Annotated in this window: 7 protein-coding genes; all 7 read right to left on the reverse strand. The window is 63.0% G+C overall.

The annotated features are described in order from the left end of the window. Positions 1–124 precede the first annotated feature (124 nt). Positions 125–5,176: a hypothetical protein gene (locus HII36_RS19045; protein WP_173524557.1), complete on the reverse strand. Its 5,052-nt coding sequence runs from the start codon at positions 5,174–5,176 to the stop codon at positions 125–127. Further along, a complete protein-coding gene (locus HII36_RS19050) occupies positions 5,173–8,100 on the reverse strand; it encodes a DEAD/DEAH box helicase (RefSeq protein ID WP_328807783.1) in 2,928 nt (975 codons plus the stop codon). Before HII36_RS19050 ends, HII36_RS19045 begins: the two co-directional genes overlap by 4 nt. Positions 8,101–8,348: 248 nt before the next feature. Further along, positions 8,349–9,515 carry a serine/threonine-protein kinase gene (locus HII36_RS19055; RefSeq protein ID WP_173524558.1) on the reverse strand — a complete coding sequence of 389 codons (1,167 nt, stop codon included), beginning with the start codon at positions 9,513–9,515 and terminating at the stop codon, positions 8,349–8,351. Between the two features lie 327 nt (positions 9,516–9,842). After that, complete coding sequence (locus HII36_RS19060) at positions 9,843–11,882, reverse strand: serine/threonine protein kinase (RefSeq protein ID WP_173524559.1); 2,040 nt, start codon at positions 11,880–11,882, stop codon at positions 9,843–9,845. Further along, positions 11,879–13,549, reverse strand: coding sequence for a serine/threonine protein kinase (locus tag HII36_RS19065; protein WP_173524560.1), 1,671 nt, complete (start codon positions 13,547–13,549; stop codon positions 11,879–11,881). The genes HII36_RS19060 and HII36_RS19065 overlap by 4 nt, the downstream gene beginning before the upstream one ends. Positions 13,550–13,794: 245 nt before the next feature. Then, complete coding sequence (locus HII36_RS19070) at positions 13,795–14,922, reverse strand: hypothetical protein (protein ID WP_173524561.1); 1,128 nt, start codon at positions 14,920–14,922, stop codon at positions 13,795–13,797. 509 nt (positions 14,923–15,431) lie between these two features. Then, complete coding sequence (locus HII36_RS19075; protein WP_173524562.1) at positions 15,432–19,016, reverse strand: tetratricopeptide repeat protein; 3,585 nt, start codon at positions 19,014–19,016, stop codon at positions 15,432–15,434. Between the last annotated feature and the right edge of the window lie 461 nt (positions 19,017–19,477).

Genomic DNA, 19,477 nt, shown 5'->3' on the forward strand with positions numbered 1-19,477 from the left:
CTGGTGGTGACGGTGTTGATTGTGGTGATCCACCCGTCTACCAGGGGTTCTTTGCGTCTTCAGGCGAACGCCGGACTCGCGATCATGCTGTGATCAGCAGATGCCCGCCGAGGATGAAAACAGCTCAGTGGCGAGCCCATGGTTCGTGACTGCTCCAAGCATGATCGTAGAGATCCTCCCAGAGGTTGGCATGGGCGGTGGTGAGGCAGTTCAGACGCAGGATGCGGAGAAGAAGAGCAGGGGCGAGAGGATGAGCGAGTTGTGGAACTGGCATTGAGTGCGCTCCTGCAACCCGAAGATCGTCTCGGCCAGTTGTGCGCAGGAAATAGTCCAGCGGAAGTGACGCCCAGAAACCAGCCAATAGCGCGGTCTCTCTTGGAGTAGGCATTGTCAAGCTATGGACACTGTCAACATGAGTTGGACCCGGAGGGATAATTGCTGCAAACAGGGCGCGCTCAGTGTCAGGGGCAATCTTTCGCCGCCAGGCCAAGCGGTAAAACTCTGTGTACGGTCTCGTTGCTATTCTGGCAAAGGACTCCTCCATTTTTTCGCTTGTGATCTCCTTCTCTGGACAGTTTAGCTGTTCTGCCAATATCGACCGAATTGCGGAGATCTTCTGCGGTGAGGTGCGCAGCTCCTCTAGTCGTACCCGATCCAGCCATCGATCTTGTGCGGCACGATACGTAGCTTCGTCTGCCGCGGGACGATACTCGGATTCAGGTACAGCATTCGATGGGATTTCCTCATGATTGAGTCCGCGCACTTCGCCAGCACCTTGGCTAGGCTGCTTGAAAAGTGGATTTGCCACCCCGAGTTGCGGACCCTTGAGAATGACTTCATCCCATGAATCAGCCTGGTAGTCCTTACGGCTCTCTCGGTTCCTGTTGTAGTCGATGAGCGGAGCGTCTTTGTCTGGGCCATATTTAGACTTCTTTGCGCCACTCTCGTCGTAGCCACGACTGATTGGTGGATCGATTGCACCAAGTCGTATTGAGTACGCTGCTAGTGCGTCGATCGCGGGGTCTTCCGCCGTGCTTACCGGTGTGAGTAAGGGAGCTTGCTCTACCGGCACATCCTGTTCGCCTGACATCTGCTGCCACCGGGCCAAGGTGTGCGGTGTGACATGGATGATGCGCTGCTTGTGCGGGCGTTCGTCCCAGGTGCCCTGGAACTTGACACCGGGTGCGTCGCCGCTGCCATCGTGGGCGGCCGATAGGCGTAGTGAGTCAATGGAGAAGATCCAAGACAGATGGCTGAAGGAGATCTCGCCGCTCCCCCCGTAGATATGGACACCGAAGTGGCTGGATCGACCGACAGGGGGCGGGAAGAAGCGGTTGCCGGCGTTGACGAAGTCCGCATGCACGCGGAGCCGTCGATACGCTGCTTCTCTGAGGGCGGCCTCCTTTTCGCCGTTGAAGTGTGTGTCCGGGTGGATGAGCCCGACGCTCCCATGGGGTGCGGTATGATCCCACGTCTGGCACATGAAGGCACGATAGAGGTCTGGTTGGCTGCCTGCGATGAGTGGATACACGTGGGGAGCCGATAGATAGTCGGCGTTGGTGATAGTCGACGTCATCTCAGCCAACAAGTAGGAAGCCACTTCAGGCTTCGCGAGCTCGGCGTTGCGCCGCCGTTTTTTCTCTGCAGCCGATGGCTTTTCGGTGAGCATGAACCATGGCTCGTACTCGGCGAGGACTGAGTCCTCCTTCCACTCTGGCCTCACCCAGGGCGGGTTTCCCACCTGGAGGTCGAAGCCGCCGTTACGTGCGAAGACGAGGGCGAACTCCAGCTCCCAATGTAGGAAGCCCTGCTCTTCCGCGATGTCACGCACCGTCCGGAGCCATGGGAATCGGTCCTCCGGGTTCCCAAGGTCCATTCCCATGAAGTGGGGAAGTGCCTCTTCGAACTCCTTCAGTTCATCGAGGCTCTTGGAGGTGTCGAGGAGGGTGCCTTCCGGCACATCGGAAGTGCCCAGCATGGCTTCCAGGAACTCAAGCCAGTCGTCTAGGCCCTTGAGCGGCACTATCCGTCGTCTTGGCGGCGCCTTCGGTCTCATCGCTTTCTTCGTCGCCGTCGATCCAACCTTTTTCAACTCCACAACCGCGTCGGCATCCGCGGTGGATTCCAGATCCCAGATGGTAGATTGTTCAGGCCCCACTGCGAATAGGGCCATCGCCTCAACGAATTGCGGTGGGGGCGTCGGCGCCGGAATGGTCTGTGGCTCGGGAGTCTCCTCGACGTGTACTTTCTCCCCTGCTAAGGACATCCCACCGAGCGCATCGCGAAGAGCCTCCGCGTCACCTACCACTGTGCCTACCGCGTACTCGCTGTCGGTCCCGTCCAGCAGACCGGTTTTGTGGACTGGCCAGAACCACAGGGCACACCAGGCGTCCATGACCGTCTTTAGACGCCAGTACGGGGTGTCGACGGCGTTGAAGAGATCCTCCAGGACCTTTTCCTTTGGAACCACCTGGCTGGGGTACTGAAGGAACGCGTACTCGGGATCCGCAGGATTAGCCTGCCATACATCAATCCGGCGCGCGATTTCCTTCTCGGAGAGTTCCATGCGCTTGACGACAGCCGACCAGAGGAATTCGACCCGCCGGGCAGCGTCCCGAAACCGTGTGAACTGTGAGCGCGCTTCCTGCTTTGGCTGCTTGGTCTTGGCGTCAAGCTTGGGACTGCCGTCCTTGTTGAGGTGTGCAGTGCTGCGCTGGGGGCGATGGAGGATCCCCTTCTTCCAGGCGGCAAGTTGCTCCACGCCTTTCTTGGCGAATTCCTTTGCCTCCGTCGAGCCTGCGACCGCCGCCCACCCGGGGCTTGGCAGCAGAAACTGGTGCACGGCATTGTCTGGCACTTGCTGTGACTCGCCACCCTTGAGGAGGGGGAGTGGGGTTGGTGCGAGGGTGCCCTTGGACTTCAGCCAAGCCTTCTCGTTGCTCGCAACGTCGTCTCCCTCATAAACGGCGCGGCGCGCACCGATGAGCGAGTTGCCGCGGCGCAGGTGCAGACCAAACCAAGGAGCGCGCATGCCAGGGTGCATGGTGTTGAGCCACAGCGAAATCTCGGCCAACTCGACACCAGTTGCGTTGAGGTCGACGCCATAGGCGTTGTGCAAGGCGATGTACGCTTTGACCTTCTGCTTTTCAATGATTGCGTCGGTCGTCGAGATGGTGATGCCAAGCTCCTCCTGACGGCGACGCAGATACTCGTCAGCAACCTGATTGATGGCTTCGTTAAGGAATGCGCCGGAACCGAGCGCCGGTTCGCAGATCTTGTACTTCAGCAGCTCGGAAGCTCGTGTCCTGATAACGTCGCCGTTCTCGTCTCGCTCCTGGTCCAGGCGGTTCTTGAGGGTGAGCTCTACCGTGACCTTGGTCAGCGATTCGGGGGTGTAGTACGAGGCAGAGATTTGTCGGTCGCGGCCAGCAAGCCGGTAGACGAAGGAGTCCTTGTCGTACTTCCTAGGGCCGCGCAAGCCCTTGCGGGCGTCCTCTTCGCCGTAGTGGACGAGGGTCTTGTCGGGGTACTGGTCCTGGTGGTGCGATGGGATGAGCCAGGAACCCTTATCAGGGTCACCGCCCTTGGCCACCTCGCACAGCTCTTGGTCAGCGATGATGCCGGTATAGGACATCAACCCCTCGTAGACAGCGCCCAGCTGATTGATGCCAAGGTTCCGGTAGGAGACAAAGCCGCCGCGTTCGCCGCGCTTGCCCTTCTTCATGGTGAGCAGGCGCAGCACCTCGTGGAGGGCTTCATTGCGCAAGCGCAGGTCGAGCCAGCGCGGTTCGTTGTCCTCGTCGGAGTGCGGGTCCAGGAGGCTGGTGCCGATCAGCCGGATGGCGGTCGGCTCGAAGAGTTCGCTGCGGAGCGGTTCGAAACGCAGGCCGCGGTCGTCGCTGCGGCGGGCGGCCTTGGCCTGGCGGGTCTCCTCGTCATCACCGGGCTGATTGTCGTCGGGCTCCGAGCCGTACGGGCGGTGACCGAAGTTGACCTTGTTGAACAGGACATCGAGGGACGCGTATAGGTGGAAGCCGGTCTTGGCCTGCTCTTCGACTAGTACCTCATCACGCGCCACTAGCTCCCGCAGGCGGGCCATGGAGTAGCCAGCTTCGTACGATCCATCGTCGGCGGGGAGGATGCCCAGTTCGGGACGAGCTTCCGCGTACAGCAGGAACAGGATGCGGTACAGGTAGCGCAGCGCTTCGCGGGTGAGTTCCTTGGCGAAGGGAATCTTGGGGCTTTCGAGGTCGGCGGGGGTGACGTTGTTTCCCGGCTCTGCCATCCGCCGCAGGACTTCGTTGGCGATGATCTCAACTGAGCGCTGCAGGCCATAGCGCAGTTCGCCGGAGACGCCGACCGCGTTGTCGCCGGAGGCCTTGAGCAGGGCATCGATCCCGCGGCTTTGGTCGTTCTCGCCAGGGCGCAGCATGTCGAGGCTGAACAGGGCGGCAATGGTGGAAAGCTCGCCGAGTTGGCTGCGGTCGTTGCGTTCCAGCGCGCCGTCGAGGTTGACGGCGAGATAACGGCCTTCGTTCCAGGCATGACGGTCGGCGAGCAGGATCACTCCGCCGCACAGCAGCAGGATGAATCGCGGGTGCGGACCGCCTTCTTTCCCGAGCTCGCTCTGGAACAGCCACGAGGTCAGAGCCGCACCAGATGTGTACGAGTCGCCGGCGGAGACGTGCAGGGGTGACAGCAGGCGCCCGGCGCCGTCAGCGTCGAGGGCGGCATCGTTGTCAGCGGACCAGCCGCAGTCAAGGGCGATGATTCCGTGACCGTGATAGGCGGCGGTGAGGGTGTGCTTGCGGCCGGCACGGTGAACGGTGAGCTCGGTCGGGGAGGTTTCGTATCCGAGGGCTTGCAGGACCGTTTGGTGCCACTCGGCCAGCCGCTTTGACCACTCAGGGTTGTTGTAGGTGGCGGCGCGGGTTTCGTCTTCGGCGTCGGCCTCGCTGGCTTCGGCGAAGTAGCTTCGGAGCTTCTCTGTGAGATAGGGGGTGCGCAAGGTGCGCAGCAGCTCTCGCGGAGTCTTGTACGGGTAGTTCTTGTCGCCTTCGCGCGCTGCCCAGGTGGCGAACAAGCCCTTCTTCAGGTCGGCGCCGAGCTGCTCGGCGAAGTAGTGCGCGGAGAAGTACTCGCCGCGGTTGGTGAAGGAGTCGAAGTCGGTGCTCATCGTGCGGCGTCTCCTTCAGCGACGGTGTGGGGTTCGAGGACGGCGATCAGGCGCAGCATCGGTTCGCCTGCCGTCTCCAGTGACTTGACCAGCTTCAGCCTTCGTTCGGCGGTCTGGTCGAGTTCCGATTTCTTCGGGCGGTTGCTGGCGAATAGCGCCTCTTGCCGCCACTGGGAAACCCGCTTGCGGTAGGGGGCGAGTGTGTCGGCGATCTGCCGGTCGTATGTGTCTTTGAGGGAGATGAGATACCGCTGCGCGGCATCGATCGCCTCGGGCACAAGCGCATTGAGGCCGGGCAAATCTCGGGGCGTGGCGCGGCCGGGCATGTTCGGGCCGACGCCGTAGCGTTGCAGTACGTCGGCGGTCAGCGTCTCCACGATGGCGGCATCAGGAAGGTGGGAGACGGCCATCCATTCGACGATGGTGGGCTTGCCCAGCGCGTTGGAGTAGATGCCCTGCACGAGGTAGGTCGGGCTATCCACGTTGGCGGCGAGCACGGGGGCTTGGTGCCGGCCGATCTCGACTAGGACCTTGTCGGTGAGCCAGTCCAGGACGGGGTGCACGTCGGTGACATAGGAAACGTTCGGCCATTGGGAAGCGGTGGTTTCACGTGCCGCCTTCAAACGTTTGCCGGCCAGTTCCTTGGAAAAGGTGATGCGCACCCGCCCGGGGATGTCGGGCTTGCGGGGCATGATCTGCTGCTCGTCAAGGTAGGACTTGGGGAGCGCCTTGAGCCGATACAGCAGGTCCGATGGTGGCTGGAAGGCGATGGTTCCGTCGTCGTCGCGTCGTAGCTTCAGCACGTCCTCGGGATTGGGACGGAAGACCTGTCGTAGCGCCTCCTCGAAGTAGTCCTCGGTGGACCGGAAGAGCTTGGGCACCACGGCACGGGGCACTTCAGGATGTTCGTGAGTTGCGCCCACCTGGCCCAGCAGCCCTGCCAGGAAGGCCGTCCCGCCTTGCCTGGACTCCTTGATGGACTGCTCGACCGTACGGCCCGCGATCAGGTCCAAGGTGAGGCGGGTCTCTTCCTCCTTGGCCCGATATAGCCCGGTGACCGCCTCGGCAGATCCCTCGATCTTGTGAGCCTCCTCCTCTCGCTTGAGAAGCTTTTCGCCCACGAGACGGTCATCCAGAGTGCGCGGCTGCTCGGTCTCCTCGTCCGTGCGCCATGGGATGTCACTCGTGAGGATCAGCGCACGGAACTCAGGCGGCTGCTCCTGCCCGTAGCGGTCGATACGGCCATTGCGCTGCTCAATTCGGATCAGCGACCAGGGCAGGTCATAGTGCATCAGCAGGTGACACTGCTGATGCAGGTTGACGCCCTCGGAGGCGACGTCGCCGGTGAACAGAATCCGTACGGGATCGTCGCGGAGCCCGAACTTCTCGACTATGGCCTGCTGCTCCTGATCGGTGGACAGCTCGCCGTGCATGACCAGTACCGCTCCACCGAATGCCAGCCAGGGCTTCTTCTCGTCAGGGCTGGCGGTCCGGGGGAACCCCAGGGCGGCGGGTACGGTCTCAGCCAGCCACTTCGAGGTGGGGATGCTCTCCGAGAACACCACCACACGGGTGTCGGACCCCGGCCCGATCCCCATGCGGCGCAGTTCCTCCACCAGTGCTGCCAGCTTCGCCGAATCGTGGTCTTCGATTTGCTCGGCCAGGTGCTGCAACTCAACCAGTGCGGTCCGCTCTGCCTTTCGTGCCGCTTCGCGTGTCGCGTCGTACCGTAGTTGCCGCTTCTCACCGCTCGGTTTCATGCCGGGCGGGGAATCGAGGGTCCCAATGCGGGTCTTGATCGTCTCGAGCAGAGCCTTGTGTGAGGACAGGAACGACTTCAATAACCGGTACGGAACGAGTCGACTCTCGCTCACCGATGGGGTCAGCACATCAGCGGGTATCCAGCGCGTGGCCAGTTGCTCGAAGACCGCCTTCTCCTTCTCGGTGGCCGCCGCATAGATGGGCTTCGACGGACCACGATCAGCCCAGGCTCCATGGAGCGATTCCCGAACCTCGGAGGAGGTCTTCGTACGACGGATGTAGAGATGGCTGAGGTTTTCAACTTCGTACTGGCGTGGATCCGCGATGGCCGCCTCGTCCAGCATCCTGATCAGTTCTGCGAACGAGGGCGCGTCGCCGTTGTGCGGGGTTGCCGAAGCCAGCACGAGCGCGTCCGTCTTGCGTGCCAGCAGGCGGGCCAGCGCGTTGTTTTTCGTGCCCCGGTTGACGAGGTTGTGGGACTCGTCGATGACCACGACGTCCCACTCGGTGTGCTCCAAGTGGTGCGCGTACACGTCCCCCTTCAGCGTGTCCATGGAAATGATCACGCGCTTGAAATACGCGAACGGATTGCGCCCTGCGGGGATCTCCTGCTGCACCCGTTGAATACCGGTGGAGTCCAGGCGTACCAGTGGGATCCCGAACCTGGTCCACAGCTCACGCTGGAACTGCTCCAGCACATGCTGCGGAGTCACCACTAAGATTCGCTCGCCACGTCCCCGTCGGATTAGCTCCGCCAGGAGTACCCCGATCTCCAGGGTCTTGCCGAGGCCCACCACGTCGGCGATCAGGATGCGCGGCTGCGGGTTCTTCATCGAGAGCGCCAACTCCGCCGGCCGCAGCTGGTGCACCTGGTGGTCCATCAGGAAGTTGTCCGTCAGCGCCAGCCCGTGCTCGGTCTGTGGGAGGAACGTCTTCCTGATGATCGCTTCGAGGAAGAGCCGCGACCGGCGGTGATTCGGCGAGTCGTCAGGCACCAGCTTGGTCTCGCGAGGATCAAGCTCCTGGATGGCATCCAGTCGGTCGTAGAAGACCGCGTCCATGCCACGGACGAACGGTGAGATCCCCGAGACTTCGACCATCCACCCGTCGTGATCAGTGCCGGTGCATTGACGCACCAGCCACAATTCGTCACGAATCTGCACTTGAGTCCCCGGAGCGTATCCGCCCGTGGCAGGCAGCTTCGTCTCCGACGAGATTCCGTCAGGCTCTTTGGCATCTCCTGCCGCGCTCCGCCTGTCTACGGTTCCCGCCTCAATGCTCAACGCCTGCTCCGAATCCTTACCCACAGGGTCACGACACGCCGCTCGATGTCACCTGGCGTACGGACCGCTCCAAGCCCGTTTAATGCACTTTGTCTGTCAAATGCCCTATTTGGAACTACCGACGGCCGTTATAGTGCGGCATCCACGGCGTACTCCGCCCGCAATTCGCTCGCCACCCGCTTTGAGGCTGGTAGACGCCTATTTGTTGAGCCGGGTCTCGCGTTCGCTTTCGTGGAGACGGACGGCTCCGTGGTCTTAGGCGTCTGTTCGCTCTGCGCCACTTTTACCGCTTCCGGCTCATCAGCCTCAGTGGCTAGGCGAAGGCCATCGAGGGGCGAGCCGGGACCGGATCCAAAGGTCTTGCCCGGGTTGTCGAGGAGTTTCTCGAAAGATGGAGACAACGGCTCTCGCGCCGCGTCGGGCACTTCGCCGGCTGTCGTACGCGCGATGAGGGCGAGCCGTGCATCGGCTGGTCTCAATCCGGCTGACTTCAGCAACGCCTGGCATTCGGCGGCCACGGTGGCGAGCGGAGGTCGATGCTCTGGGGCATGGGCCAGCATGGAGGAAATCAACGGTTTGAGATCCTCTGGCACATCGTTCAGGTTGGGCCGGATGTCGGGATTCGTCACCTGCATGGCGATCGCTTCCCAGGCCGCGCCGTCATACGGATAGTGGCGGGTTGCCGCGTACAGCAGGACAGTGCCGAGCGCGTACACATCCGCTGCGGCCGTTACCTTCGGGTTGCCGCCCGCCTGCTCCGCCGGCATGCAGCGCACCGTTCCGATGATCATGCCGCTGTGTGACAGGGACTCGTGTGCGGCGTCCATGAAGGCGCTGAGGCCGAAGTCAATGATCATGGGACCCTCTTTGCCCATGATGATGTTCTGGGGTTTGAGGTCCCGATGCAGCAGCCCAGCGGCATGCACTGCGGCCAGTCCTTCGGTGAGCAGCACGCCAAGGCTGGCCACCAGCGGCGAGGGGAGGACACCGTCCTGGTTAACGCATGCCAGGAGCGTGCGCCCGGCCACGTACTCCATGGCCAGCCACGGTCTATCGGCGAACGGTTCGGCGTCCAGGAAGCGCGCCACCCTGTTCGTGCCGATCACGGTACGTGCGATCAGGGCTTCCTTCTCGAAGCGTGCCCTCGTGTGGGGATCGAGCTTGTCGCTACGGATGAGCTTCACTGCCACCGGATCGCCGCCGGGAGTGTACGCGAGGTAGACCTCTCCCATGCCTCCCGAGCCCAGTTCCTTGGCTACGGTGTATCGACCGATCCGCTCAGGTCTCCCCGTCATTCGCGACTCCGTGCTCCTCCTATGCCTGCGCGATCATGATGCGGGCAACCCGGCAAGCTTAACGGCTTTGATAGAAAGTTCATAGACTTCAGATCCTTCTAGGCTGAGCACCATTGACCATGAGCATGCTGTTCATGGGGGGTGGTGTAGGCATCTCATATATCGCGCTTCTCGTCGCTCAGCGTTACACCACTCAACGGTTTGAGTGACGCTCCTATTTGTCTGGTTTGATGATTTCCGTGCTGGTCTGCGCGTTATCTTTGCGCGTGATGTCATACAGGCCGGGAGCTCGATTTGGATGTGGCGCAGATTCTCCGAACAGGTGCTCTAAATCTTGCCTGCCGTGCGGGCCTTCAGGTCGTATTCGCGGGCGATGGAGTACCACATCTTGACGAAGGCCTTCTTGTGGCGGGTCGCCTCGTTGGAGTGGGCCAGGGCTGACCTGTAGGACGGTTCGGAGTTGTTGGTCTCCTGGCAGCCGGCATGGATATACCAGCGTGCCCACAGGGCGTAGTGGACACTGGCCGTGTACGAGGCGTTGAGTGCCTCGTAGAGGCGTAGGCGAAGCTCTTCGCCGTTCGGCAGCGCGTCGACCTCAAGGGGAGAGCCGCCAGCTGGGGCGACGAGCATGGATTCTGTTTGGCGTTCGTCGCTCGCTTCTTGCAGGGATTGGAACGACGCGTCGGCTTTCTTGCAGCTGGAGATCCGGTTGACGGAGGTACTGACCTTCTTACGAGTCTTCTCGCTCGCGTCCAGCAACTCGTCGATGGCCAGGGCCTGCCGGTACCCGGGTGAGTCCTCCACGGTGTCGGCTGGAGTATCTGGTGGGGCGAAGGAGCCGATGGCCGCGTCCACGTCTTTCTTGGGCACGTTGAACGCCCTGATCAGGTGGTCGGCGTCGGGGAAGTAGGCGACGAAGACAGTGAATTCCGGTTGGTGCGCGCACGTGACGCGGAAGCTCCGGTACTCATACTTGTATGCCGCGTTCTGCCGCAGCTCACGTTCGTCCATGCCCGCATACGCGCCTTCCTCGGCGGGGCAGAACCAGCGAACGACGAGGTTGGTGTCATCGAGGCTGAAGTGCTCGTCTGGTTCGACTCCGTAGGAGATGCGGATCCCGCCGGACTCGCAGCCCTTGGAGTCGGCGGGGAACGCACAGGTCTCGCCGCCGGATGCGCCAAACTCGTTGGTGGTCTTCCAGTCACTGGGGAGGCGAAAGGCGTAACCTTCTCCGGTTTGCGCCAGTTTCTCGGTGACGGATCGTTCGGGCGTCAGTGCGGCGGTAGCGGGTGTGACGGCGACCGTAGGACTGACGCTGGAGAACGGGGCGGCTTCGGGTAAAGATCCGTTTCGTACGCCGACCGGTGTTTGGGCCGCGCTTACCACTATGGCGCCGCCTGCGATCACCAAGGCCAGGACGACGCTGACGACGGCGGGCACAAGGAGGCGGCGGGTGTGAGGTGGTGCAGGCACAACCCACTGAGGCTCCACTGGGTTAGGCATGATCCAGGTGCGTTCTAGGAGACGGGTGACCTCCTCTGTGACGATGTCCTTGTCTGTGCCTGTTTTGGTTAGTTCACGCAGAATGGCGGCGACTTGCGGGCGTTCATCGGGGTTCTTGCTGAGTGCCTGTGTGACCAGGCCGCGTAAGAACTTGGGAAGGCCCTGAAGGTGGGCGGGGTCCTCGGAGAGGACTCGAAAGGCCAGTACCTCCGGCCGTCCGGTGCCGTAGGGGAGGCGACCGGTGGCGGCATGCAGGACGAGCAGCCCCCAGCCGTAGACATCGGTGGCCGGGCCGAGCCGTTCGCCTCGGAATTCGTCGGGACTAATCCAGCCTGGAGAGCCGACCACCACACCGGTGCGGGTGACACTGGTCTCATCCAACGCCCGCGCGATGCCCATGTCGATCAACTGAGGGCCGGTCGGGGACAGGATGACGTTAGAGGGCTTCAGATCCCGATGCACCACGTTGACGGCGTGCAGTGCACGCAACGCCTCGGCCAGTCCCGCGGCCAGCCCCATGAGCTCCTGCTCAGGCAGTGACCCAGTGTCGGCGATGTGCTGTGCCAAGGTGGGGCCAGGCACGTATTCGGTGGCCGCCCAGGGCTGAGCGGCATGCGGGTCGGTGGCCAGTAGTCGGGCCGTGAAGGCGCCGTCCACCCGGTCGAGCATGGCGATCTCGCGAGCGAACCGGGCGCGGAACTCCGGATCTTGCGCGAGTTCACGGTGGATCAGTTTGACGGCGACGCGCCGTCCCCGTTCGTCGAGGGCGCCGTACACCGTCCCCATACCGCCGGCGCCCAGCCGATACACGAGGCGGTAGGGGCCGATGGCCTGCGGGTCGTCAGCTCGGAGAGGCTCGATCATGACTTGCCAGGAAAGGTGAAGGAGCGCAGGATGCCCTCGACCTGCGCGCGGCGCTGGGCAGAGAGTTTGTCGATGACGATGGTCAGACCAGTTACCGGCAGATGCAGGTACTCCGTTTCCACTCTGGTGCCGTCCCTGCAGTAGCTACGTGCCTTGCGATGGTGGGCCCGGAGGCTGCCGATGTTATGCAGCCCGTTGGCGAGCATCTTGCCCTTCCGGCTCAGGCCGACGTCGCCGCACGGCGGCTCCCCATCGGAGGCTCGGTTGAGCTCGTCCGGATCGGCCCACTCGCGGGGATCGAAGCTTCCATCGGGCTGCTCCCAGGGCAGGATGGACATTCCGAACTGGTGGCAGTACCAGTAGTCGGCTTTCTCCTTGTCTCGCGGACGGAGGCACATGTTGTCGGGGTTGACCGTGGGATCGGGGAAGTACAGCCACTCGGCGGGCAGGACGAAGGAGAAGCCGGTCGTCATCGTGACACGTCTCCCCTTCTGCGTGCGTTTGGGCTGTGACGCGCTGGGCGTAGTCGCCGGCTGCTCAGAGGGCGCGGCTGAAGGCGTGGCTGGCGCGGCCGCTGGGGCCGTCGCAATGGTAGTGGCCCGAACAGGGGCGTTTGGGGGCGAGGGCTGGAGAAGTTTCGGTGCGACGATCGCGGTCCCGACGGCGACTGCTGTCAGGCAGAGACCCGCGATCAGCAACGGCGCGACACGGAGCCGACGGGCCGACGACGTCCATGGTTCATCGTCGCTGGGCATGAGCCAGGTCCGCTCCAGGAGCCAAGTGACCTCCTCCGCCAGCCCGGTCTCCTTACCGTTCGTCTCGATCAGCGCGCACAGGATGGCCTCAGGCCGGGGGCGTTCGCCTGCCATCTTGGCCACCGCTTGCGTGACCAGACCTCGCAGCGGCTCAGAAAGTTCGGCGAGGCCGGCCGGATCCTCGGACAAGATGCGATGAGCCAGTACCTCAGGTCGTCCGTTGCCGTAAGGCAAGCGACCGGTCGCGGCGTGCAGAATGAGTACCCCCCAGCCGTGAACATCGGCGGCCGGTCCGATCTCTTCCCCCCGATACTCTTCCGGGCTGATCCAGCCGGCCGAACCGATGACCATGCCGGTGCGGGTGATGCTGGTCTCGCCCAGCGCGCGGGCGATGCCCATGTCGACGAGCTTGGGGCCGGCCGGCGACAGGATGACATTGGAGGGCTTCAGGTCTCGATGCACGACGTTCACCGCATGCAGGACACGTAATGCTTCGGCCAGCCCGGCGGCCAGTCCGAGCAGGTCATCTCCTGCCAGTGGACCGTTGTCCGCCAGGCGCTGGGCCAGCGTCGGGCCCGGCGCATATTCGGTGGCGAGCCATGGCCGGGTCGCGTCCGCATCCGCTGCCAGTACCCGTACTGTGCAGCGCCCGTTCACTCTGCGCAGCAGGGTGATCTCGCGCGCGAATCGGCTACGGAAATCTGGGTCATGCGCCAATTCCCGATGGACCACCTTGACCGCAGCGCGCTGTCCCGAAGGGTCGACGCCTGCGTAGACCACGCCCATGCCACCGGCGCCGAGACGATGGGCCAGTCGATATGGGCCGATCCGACGAGGATCATCGGGCTTCAGCGGATCGCCGGGCGGGCTCATCTGACTCTGGAACGTTCCCGCTCTCTTCTGTGCAGGCATGAAAACCCCTGAAGTCTGGCCCTGATACAAGCACCCCGATGATTTGCGATCGTCCTTGTTGGCACGGGAAACATCTAGGTTGGCGTGAAATTAGCAGATCATGTTCGTTTGTTGCGAGACCTGACCGGCGCTGAAGATTTGAGCATCGCGAGTGTGGCTGCCCTCGGCCATGCCTTACGCGACACGGGCATCCGCCCTCAACGACCAACCAGCAGGTCGTGACGGAGGTGAGGGCGCTCGTGGTGCTACAGCAGGCGCTCGCGCTCGCTGGCTGCTGCTTCCCGGACTTCCGCGAAGAACGATGCGGTGCGGCGCTTCTGCCATTCCTCATCCTCGAGGTCTTCCGCCTGGTCGAGTTCGGCCGCGTACTCGACGTAGAGCAGCCAGCAACCACGGATCCCGCTGAGAAGGTCCTCCAGAAGGTCGAGGGCTGGACGGGCGGGGGCCAGCGGTGTGATTCGCAGGCCGAGATCGTCCAGGCTCGACTCGGGCTGGCCCTCACACCGGTCGCCGAGCAGCCGCTCAGCGGCAGCAAGGCGCTGCTGGAGAGCTGCGATGTGCGGAATCTCGCCTTCCGCGACCCGTAGAGCATCACGGATCAAGGACATCACCGCCTGACGAGGTGAGGCGCCCTCGGCCATCAACTCCAGCACGAGGGTGGGTGTTTCGTGGGGGAGCGCCTCGATGTTGTCGGCTTCGACCACGATCTGCGTGGCGGGTAGCCCGGCGTACTCGGCGGTGATGGTGGCGGCTGCGCCCAGCCAGTGTGCGGCGGCGACGGCGGCCGCGGCTGGGTCGATCTCGGTGAAGAGCGCTTCTGAGCCGAAGGGGTGCTCGTGCAGCATGTTGTTGGCTTGGGCAACCTGGACTGGTGAGGCGTCTTCGCGGGTGAGGGCAACCGCCTGGCGGGAGCGCTCGGAAAGGTTGCCAAGCTCGGCCTGCTCGATGGCGGCCAGTTCAGCGGAGACGTCGAGGGCGACGGCCGTGGTCAACCCCGAAGCGTTGAGCGTATGCAGGGTGCGACCGACCTGATGGGCGGCTTCTTCGACCCGGATGAAGGACTGGATCATGTAGCCGTCGGAGGGCAGATTGGGGCTAGTCAACGCCGTGAGGACGTTGGTGAAGGCGTCGCGTTCTTCCTGCCGGCGCGAGCCTTCGGAATTGGGCTTGTGGCTGTCGGCGGCGCTGGCCGGATGGGTGTAGCAGCGCCAGCAGGCTTCGGAGAGCTGGGTCAGCGCCTTGGCGAGATGCAGGGGATCATGGCTGGAGATCCAGGTAGGGAAATCGGCCACGTCCACCGCGGTGTCCCCCGACCCGGTGCTCCAGGAGGCGATCAGGGTGTTACGACGCTGATCGACGGCGTACCGGGTCAAGAGGGCTCCTATCGGATGAGGGAGAGCGCTGGACACGCTCAGCATGCAGCAGCAGGGTCGCGCGCACGGATGTGTCAGAGACCTGAGCTTGGACCGCAAGGACGTCTGAGAAACCTGGGGGATTGACCACCTGCGGCAGGCCCTGCGCGAGGATGAGGAGATCTGCAACGAACATCCGGCCCATCAGGGATGGCCCGGAGACGGCTCCCACTATGCGCCACCCACGGGTCGATCATAGATCCAACCAGGATCGTTGACCTGAACGTTGGCTGACGAGACCGGCTCGGCGGATTCTTCCGCATGAGTACTCACATGCGGCTTGAACTGCATGGATCTGATTTCGTGGCAACGCCACGCCGTTGATCTTTGCTGGAGAGTGGGACTGATTTGCCCCAATTCCAGCGGCGGTCCATGTCTTGTATTCCTTGATACCGAGGTTGCACCTGGTCCCGGACTAGCGTTCACATTCCTTCAAGTCCTGCTCGTGTAGCCAAGTGCTCGCTGAGTCTTCATTTGACACGCTCCGGAGAAGCAGGGGCGCTCGACGGGTCACCCCCACGTAGAACTTCGTGTGACGGCTCGATGTCTTGGCTGATCCAGCTAGTGAAGGTTCTGCCCGTGAGTACCTCGAAGGCATGGTCGACAGCCTGGGTCCGCGCCCGATGCGCTGCTGACAGGAAAGCGACAACGGAACGGAGAAGACCGTGCGCATGAGCTGGTAGGCATTGCCTCAGGTCTAGCGCTTCGACGAGAGGAATCACTGCTTCCTCATGCCGGCGTGCGCAGCTCAACGTCTGCCCGTGGACCGTAAGCGCGTGAGCAAAGCCGAGCAGATGAGCGTCGCGATCAAGCTGCAGCAGTTCTCTGTGAAGCTGGACTCCTTCCGTAGCAGAAGTCACCGCATCGCCCGCCCGCCCATTGTTCACCAGCAGGGTTGCGTTTCGAATCAGCGCGATTGCCAGGCCAGGCAGGTGGACATTGCGGTTGTGCTTCACGAGTTCCCGATGTCGGAGGAGAACCTGTCCGGAGAGATCGACAGATTCGGCCCACTTTCCGATCTCTGCCAGCACGAAGGTCCGCTGGTGCAGCGACTCCAATAGTTCTGGCATGTGCGCATCGGGGTTGCGATCAGCGAGTTTGCGTCGTATCCGGATAGCTTCGTCGTTGAGTACAAGGGCCTCACCCCAGCGCCCTACCTGTCCTCGGAGGACTGCGTGGCCGTGCAGCGACTTCGCCAGATCGGGCAGGTAAGCGTCTCGTATGACCTTGACCAGTTCTCGGCGGGCGCGGAGGGCCTCTGCAGAAGCCTTCATCGCCCCGGCCACGCTGCCCAGCGTCCTGAGTAGAGCGGCATGGTTGGCCAGAGAATCGGCGAGATCGGATAGGTGCGCATCGCGGTGCAGGGTGGTTAACTCCCGGCGAAGCCGGAGAGCCTCCTCGGAGGGCTCGACCGCTTCGGCTGGCCTCCCTACTTCCATTAATCGGAGGGCATGATTGTTCAACGAGGTAGCCAGACGCGGCAGGAACGCATCCCGGTACGATTCAGTCAGTTCGCGGTATAGCCGTAGGGTCTCCTCCGAGATGGGCACCGCCTCAGACGGTTTTCCGATCCGAGCCAGCCGGGCAGCATACGTCCCGAGGGAAGCAGCCAGCTCAGGCGCATGAGCTTCGAAATCGACTGAGGCCATCTCCCGGTATAGCTGAACGGCCTCAGCTGAGGCGAATACCGCCTTCTCGAGCCGCCCCACGTCTGCGAGCGTGGTGGCGTGGTTCGACAAGGATCCGGCCAAGGCGCGGAGGTGCGCGTCACGGTTTGCCTCCGCCAGCTCACGCCGTAGGTCGACGGCTCGCTCGGAGACATCAATCGCCTCGTCCCTCAGTCCTACCTTCTGCAAGCGAACGGCATGGTTGGCCAGCGCCAAGGCCAGATCCGGCAAATGAGCGTCGCGGTTATCGTCGGCCATCTCCTGATAGAGACAAAGGGCTTCGTCGGAGAATTCGACGGCTTCGGCTCGCCGGCCTATGTCCGCCAGTCGGCTGGCATGATTGGAGAGGGCTCTGGCCAGATCCGGCCTGTGGCTGTCGCGGTTTCGGGAGACCAAATGCCGGGCAACCTGAAGGGCCTCGGTGGAGATCTCGATAGCGTCGGCTCGCTGGCCTATGTCCGCTAGGCGGTTGGCGTGATTGGTCAGAGCCAAGGCTAGGAGGGAGAGGTGGGTGTCTTGGGTTGGTTGAGCCACCTCCCGAAGAAGTTCGACTGCCTGCCCGGAGATGAGTAGAGCATCCGTCCGCCGACCTACCTCCGCCAGCCGTACGGCGTGGTTGTTCAGAGATCCGACTAAGAACGGCAGATGGGCATCCCGGTCAACTCGCACCAGATCACCGCACAGGTCGACAGCCTGCTGGCTCACTTCTAGCGCGGCTTGATACTGGCCGGCGTTGCCGAGACGGAAAGCATGTTCAAGGAGAACGGCGGCCTTATGGGCGGGCTCGGCGGCGCCTTCCATGCGATGAGGAAGCAAACGGCTAGAGAGCGCGGCCAGGCCCGGGTCCAGATCGAAGTGGCGTTCAGAGGGCAGCTTGGCTTCGACTGCTTTCAGTACTTCGACGTCGATGTGCGGCAAGTCGGCCAGGCGTATCAGGGCGCTACGCCCGGCGTGCAGCATCAAGTCGGGATGTGCGGTGAGAAGGGGAGCGAGTTGGTTGGTGGTCACATGGGGCCACCGGTGGGCCGCGTCGATCAGGACGGTCAGGACTGAGCGAGTCCACGGAGGTGGGTCCTGCTGGCCGCCGGTAGCCGCTACGAGGGGGAGCAGTGCAGTTTCCGACCAGGCATCTACCGCGCTGTTGTCGGTGCTGAAAGTCGGATTGCCGGGGGTGAATAGGGCGACGAAGTCCTCGCCGAGCCGATCGGGGTAAAGCGGTTCTAGGACGGCTGCTGCGTCCATGGACGGATAATTACGCTGATGATCGGCGAGGATCCGGCTGACGTTCTCGGGAAGAACGGCGATCCCGGTTCGTTCGAGCACCGCGCTTGCGTCGGCGTAGCGCAAAGGCCCGGCCAAAGTCGCCACCCATGCAACCCGTGCCATCACCTCCGGCGGCGTAGAAAGCCGGTCCTCCGAGCGGCCGTGCCACTGCTGCCAATGCGCGCGTTCACGCTTCAGCAGGTAAGCCGATATCCGCTGCGGATCTGTCGGTGCATCTTGATCGTGTTGACGGGCATCGACGGCGGCAAGTGCAGCCATCTGCACGGTTAGCACTTGGTCGAATCGCTGGTCATCGAGTCCATCTGGCGGGCCGATACTTTGACAGTCGGCGACACTCAACAAGGCAGAAAATCGGTCGCGGGCCGAATTGAACAGTTCGAGGCGGTCTACTTCGCCGCCCAGCGGGAGCAGGGGTATGTCTTCGGCCGGCACGTCGAGCTCGGCATCCAGCCAATGGTGAAGTCCTTGCCACCACCCTCCAGTCGAGCGCGCCAGCAGGAGCACACGCACCGGCAGAGCCGCAGGCAACTGCATGGCCATCGTGTGTAGATCGCTGAGCAGAGCCTGCAGGTCCCTGAACGCCCACTGGTCCGCATAGTCCACCAGAACCAGTACTCCTGCAACGGTGGTCAGCAGCCTCAGCCGGAATGGGGAGGTAGCAGACGGCAGTGGCTGCTGCGCTTGCCACACCTGCCACGCTCGCTCCGCGCTGGCGTGCTCGCGGGCCAGCTGATTGGCCAGCCGCGTTTTGCCCTGCCCGCCCGATCCGTGTACGAGTCGCACTGACACCAGCACGCTCGGGTCGCTTAACCAATCGGCCAGCTCTTGCAGCAGCCCCGCGCGACCAACGAACGGCACCACCTCATAGCGAGCCATGAGCAGTCGAGAAGGGTGCGCTCGCGCCTGCTCCGGCCCGGGCCAGCTCCGCGCCGCGGGGAAAGTCTTCATCCGGTACGCGGGTCGGCTCAGGTTGATGGTCACGTTGCCGCCTACATCGCGGACCTGTACTACCTCTCCGAGCACCACGCTGTGGTTCACCATCTGGCCCATGTCTCGCTGGTCTTGCGCCCAGAGCCTCCCGGCAAGCGGGTCAATGCCGGTCATCCGTCGATCTCAACGTCGCCGCCAACTTCGCTGACCTGTACTACGCGGTCGCCGACCTGGGAGTGGGCCACTGACTGCGCGCTCTCCGGTGGCGAAGGCACGGCCTCTGATACTGCGGCAACTGGGCTTACTGAAGCGGGCTCCGATGTGGATAGGTGAGGTACGGAGGGCGAAGGCGCTCCCAGACGTAGGTTGCCTTGAACCCCTTTGACCTGAGTAACGTCCGAACCAACGGTGGAGTCGGTGACCAACTGATCCACGAGCGATGCCGGTCGAGGCGCTTGCGGTTTGAGGGTCAGAACGTGGGTGACCCAAACGCAAGCTGCTGACAAGGCGATCGCGATTGGCGCCCACCACCAGGTCCACTCGCCGTCATTGAGGATCTGATTCCCGGCTACCGCACCCCCTACTGGCAGCACCACTGACGCTGCCAGTAACAGTGGCCTACGCACCGGGGTCCC

The sequence above is a fragment of the Nonomuraea antri genome (assembly GCF_013283785.1).
Lineage (GTDB): Bacteria > Actinomycetota > Actinomycetes > Streptosporangiales > Streptosporangiaceae > Nonomuraea > Nonomuraea antri.

Bases quoted from the DNA above. Each gene is read 5' to 3' on its own strand.
- HII36_RS19045 (WP_173524557.1), bottom strand. From the start codon at position 5,176: ATGAGCACCGACTTCGACTCCTTCACCAACCGCGGCGAGTACTTCTCC.
- HII36_RS19055 (WP_173524558.1), bottom strand. From the start codon at position 9,515: ATGACGGGGAGACCTGAGCGGATCGGTCGATACACCGTAGCCAAGGAA.
- HII36_RS19060 (WP_173524559.1), bottom strand. From the start codon at position 11,882: ATGATCGAGCCTCTCCGAGCTGACGACCCGCAGGCCATCGGCCCCTAC.
- HII36_RS19065 (WP_173524560.1), bottom strand. From the start codon at position 13,549: ATGCCTGCACAGAAGAGAGCGGGAACGTTCCAGAGTCAGATGAGCCCG.
- HII36_RS19075 (WP_173524562.1), bottom strand. From the start codon at position 19,016: ATGACCGGCATTGACCCGCTTGCCGGGAGGCTCTGGGCGCAAGACCAG.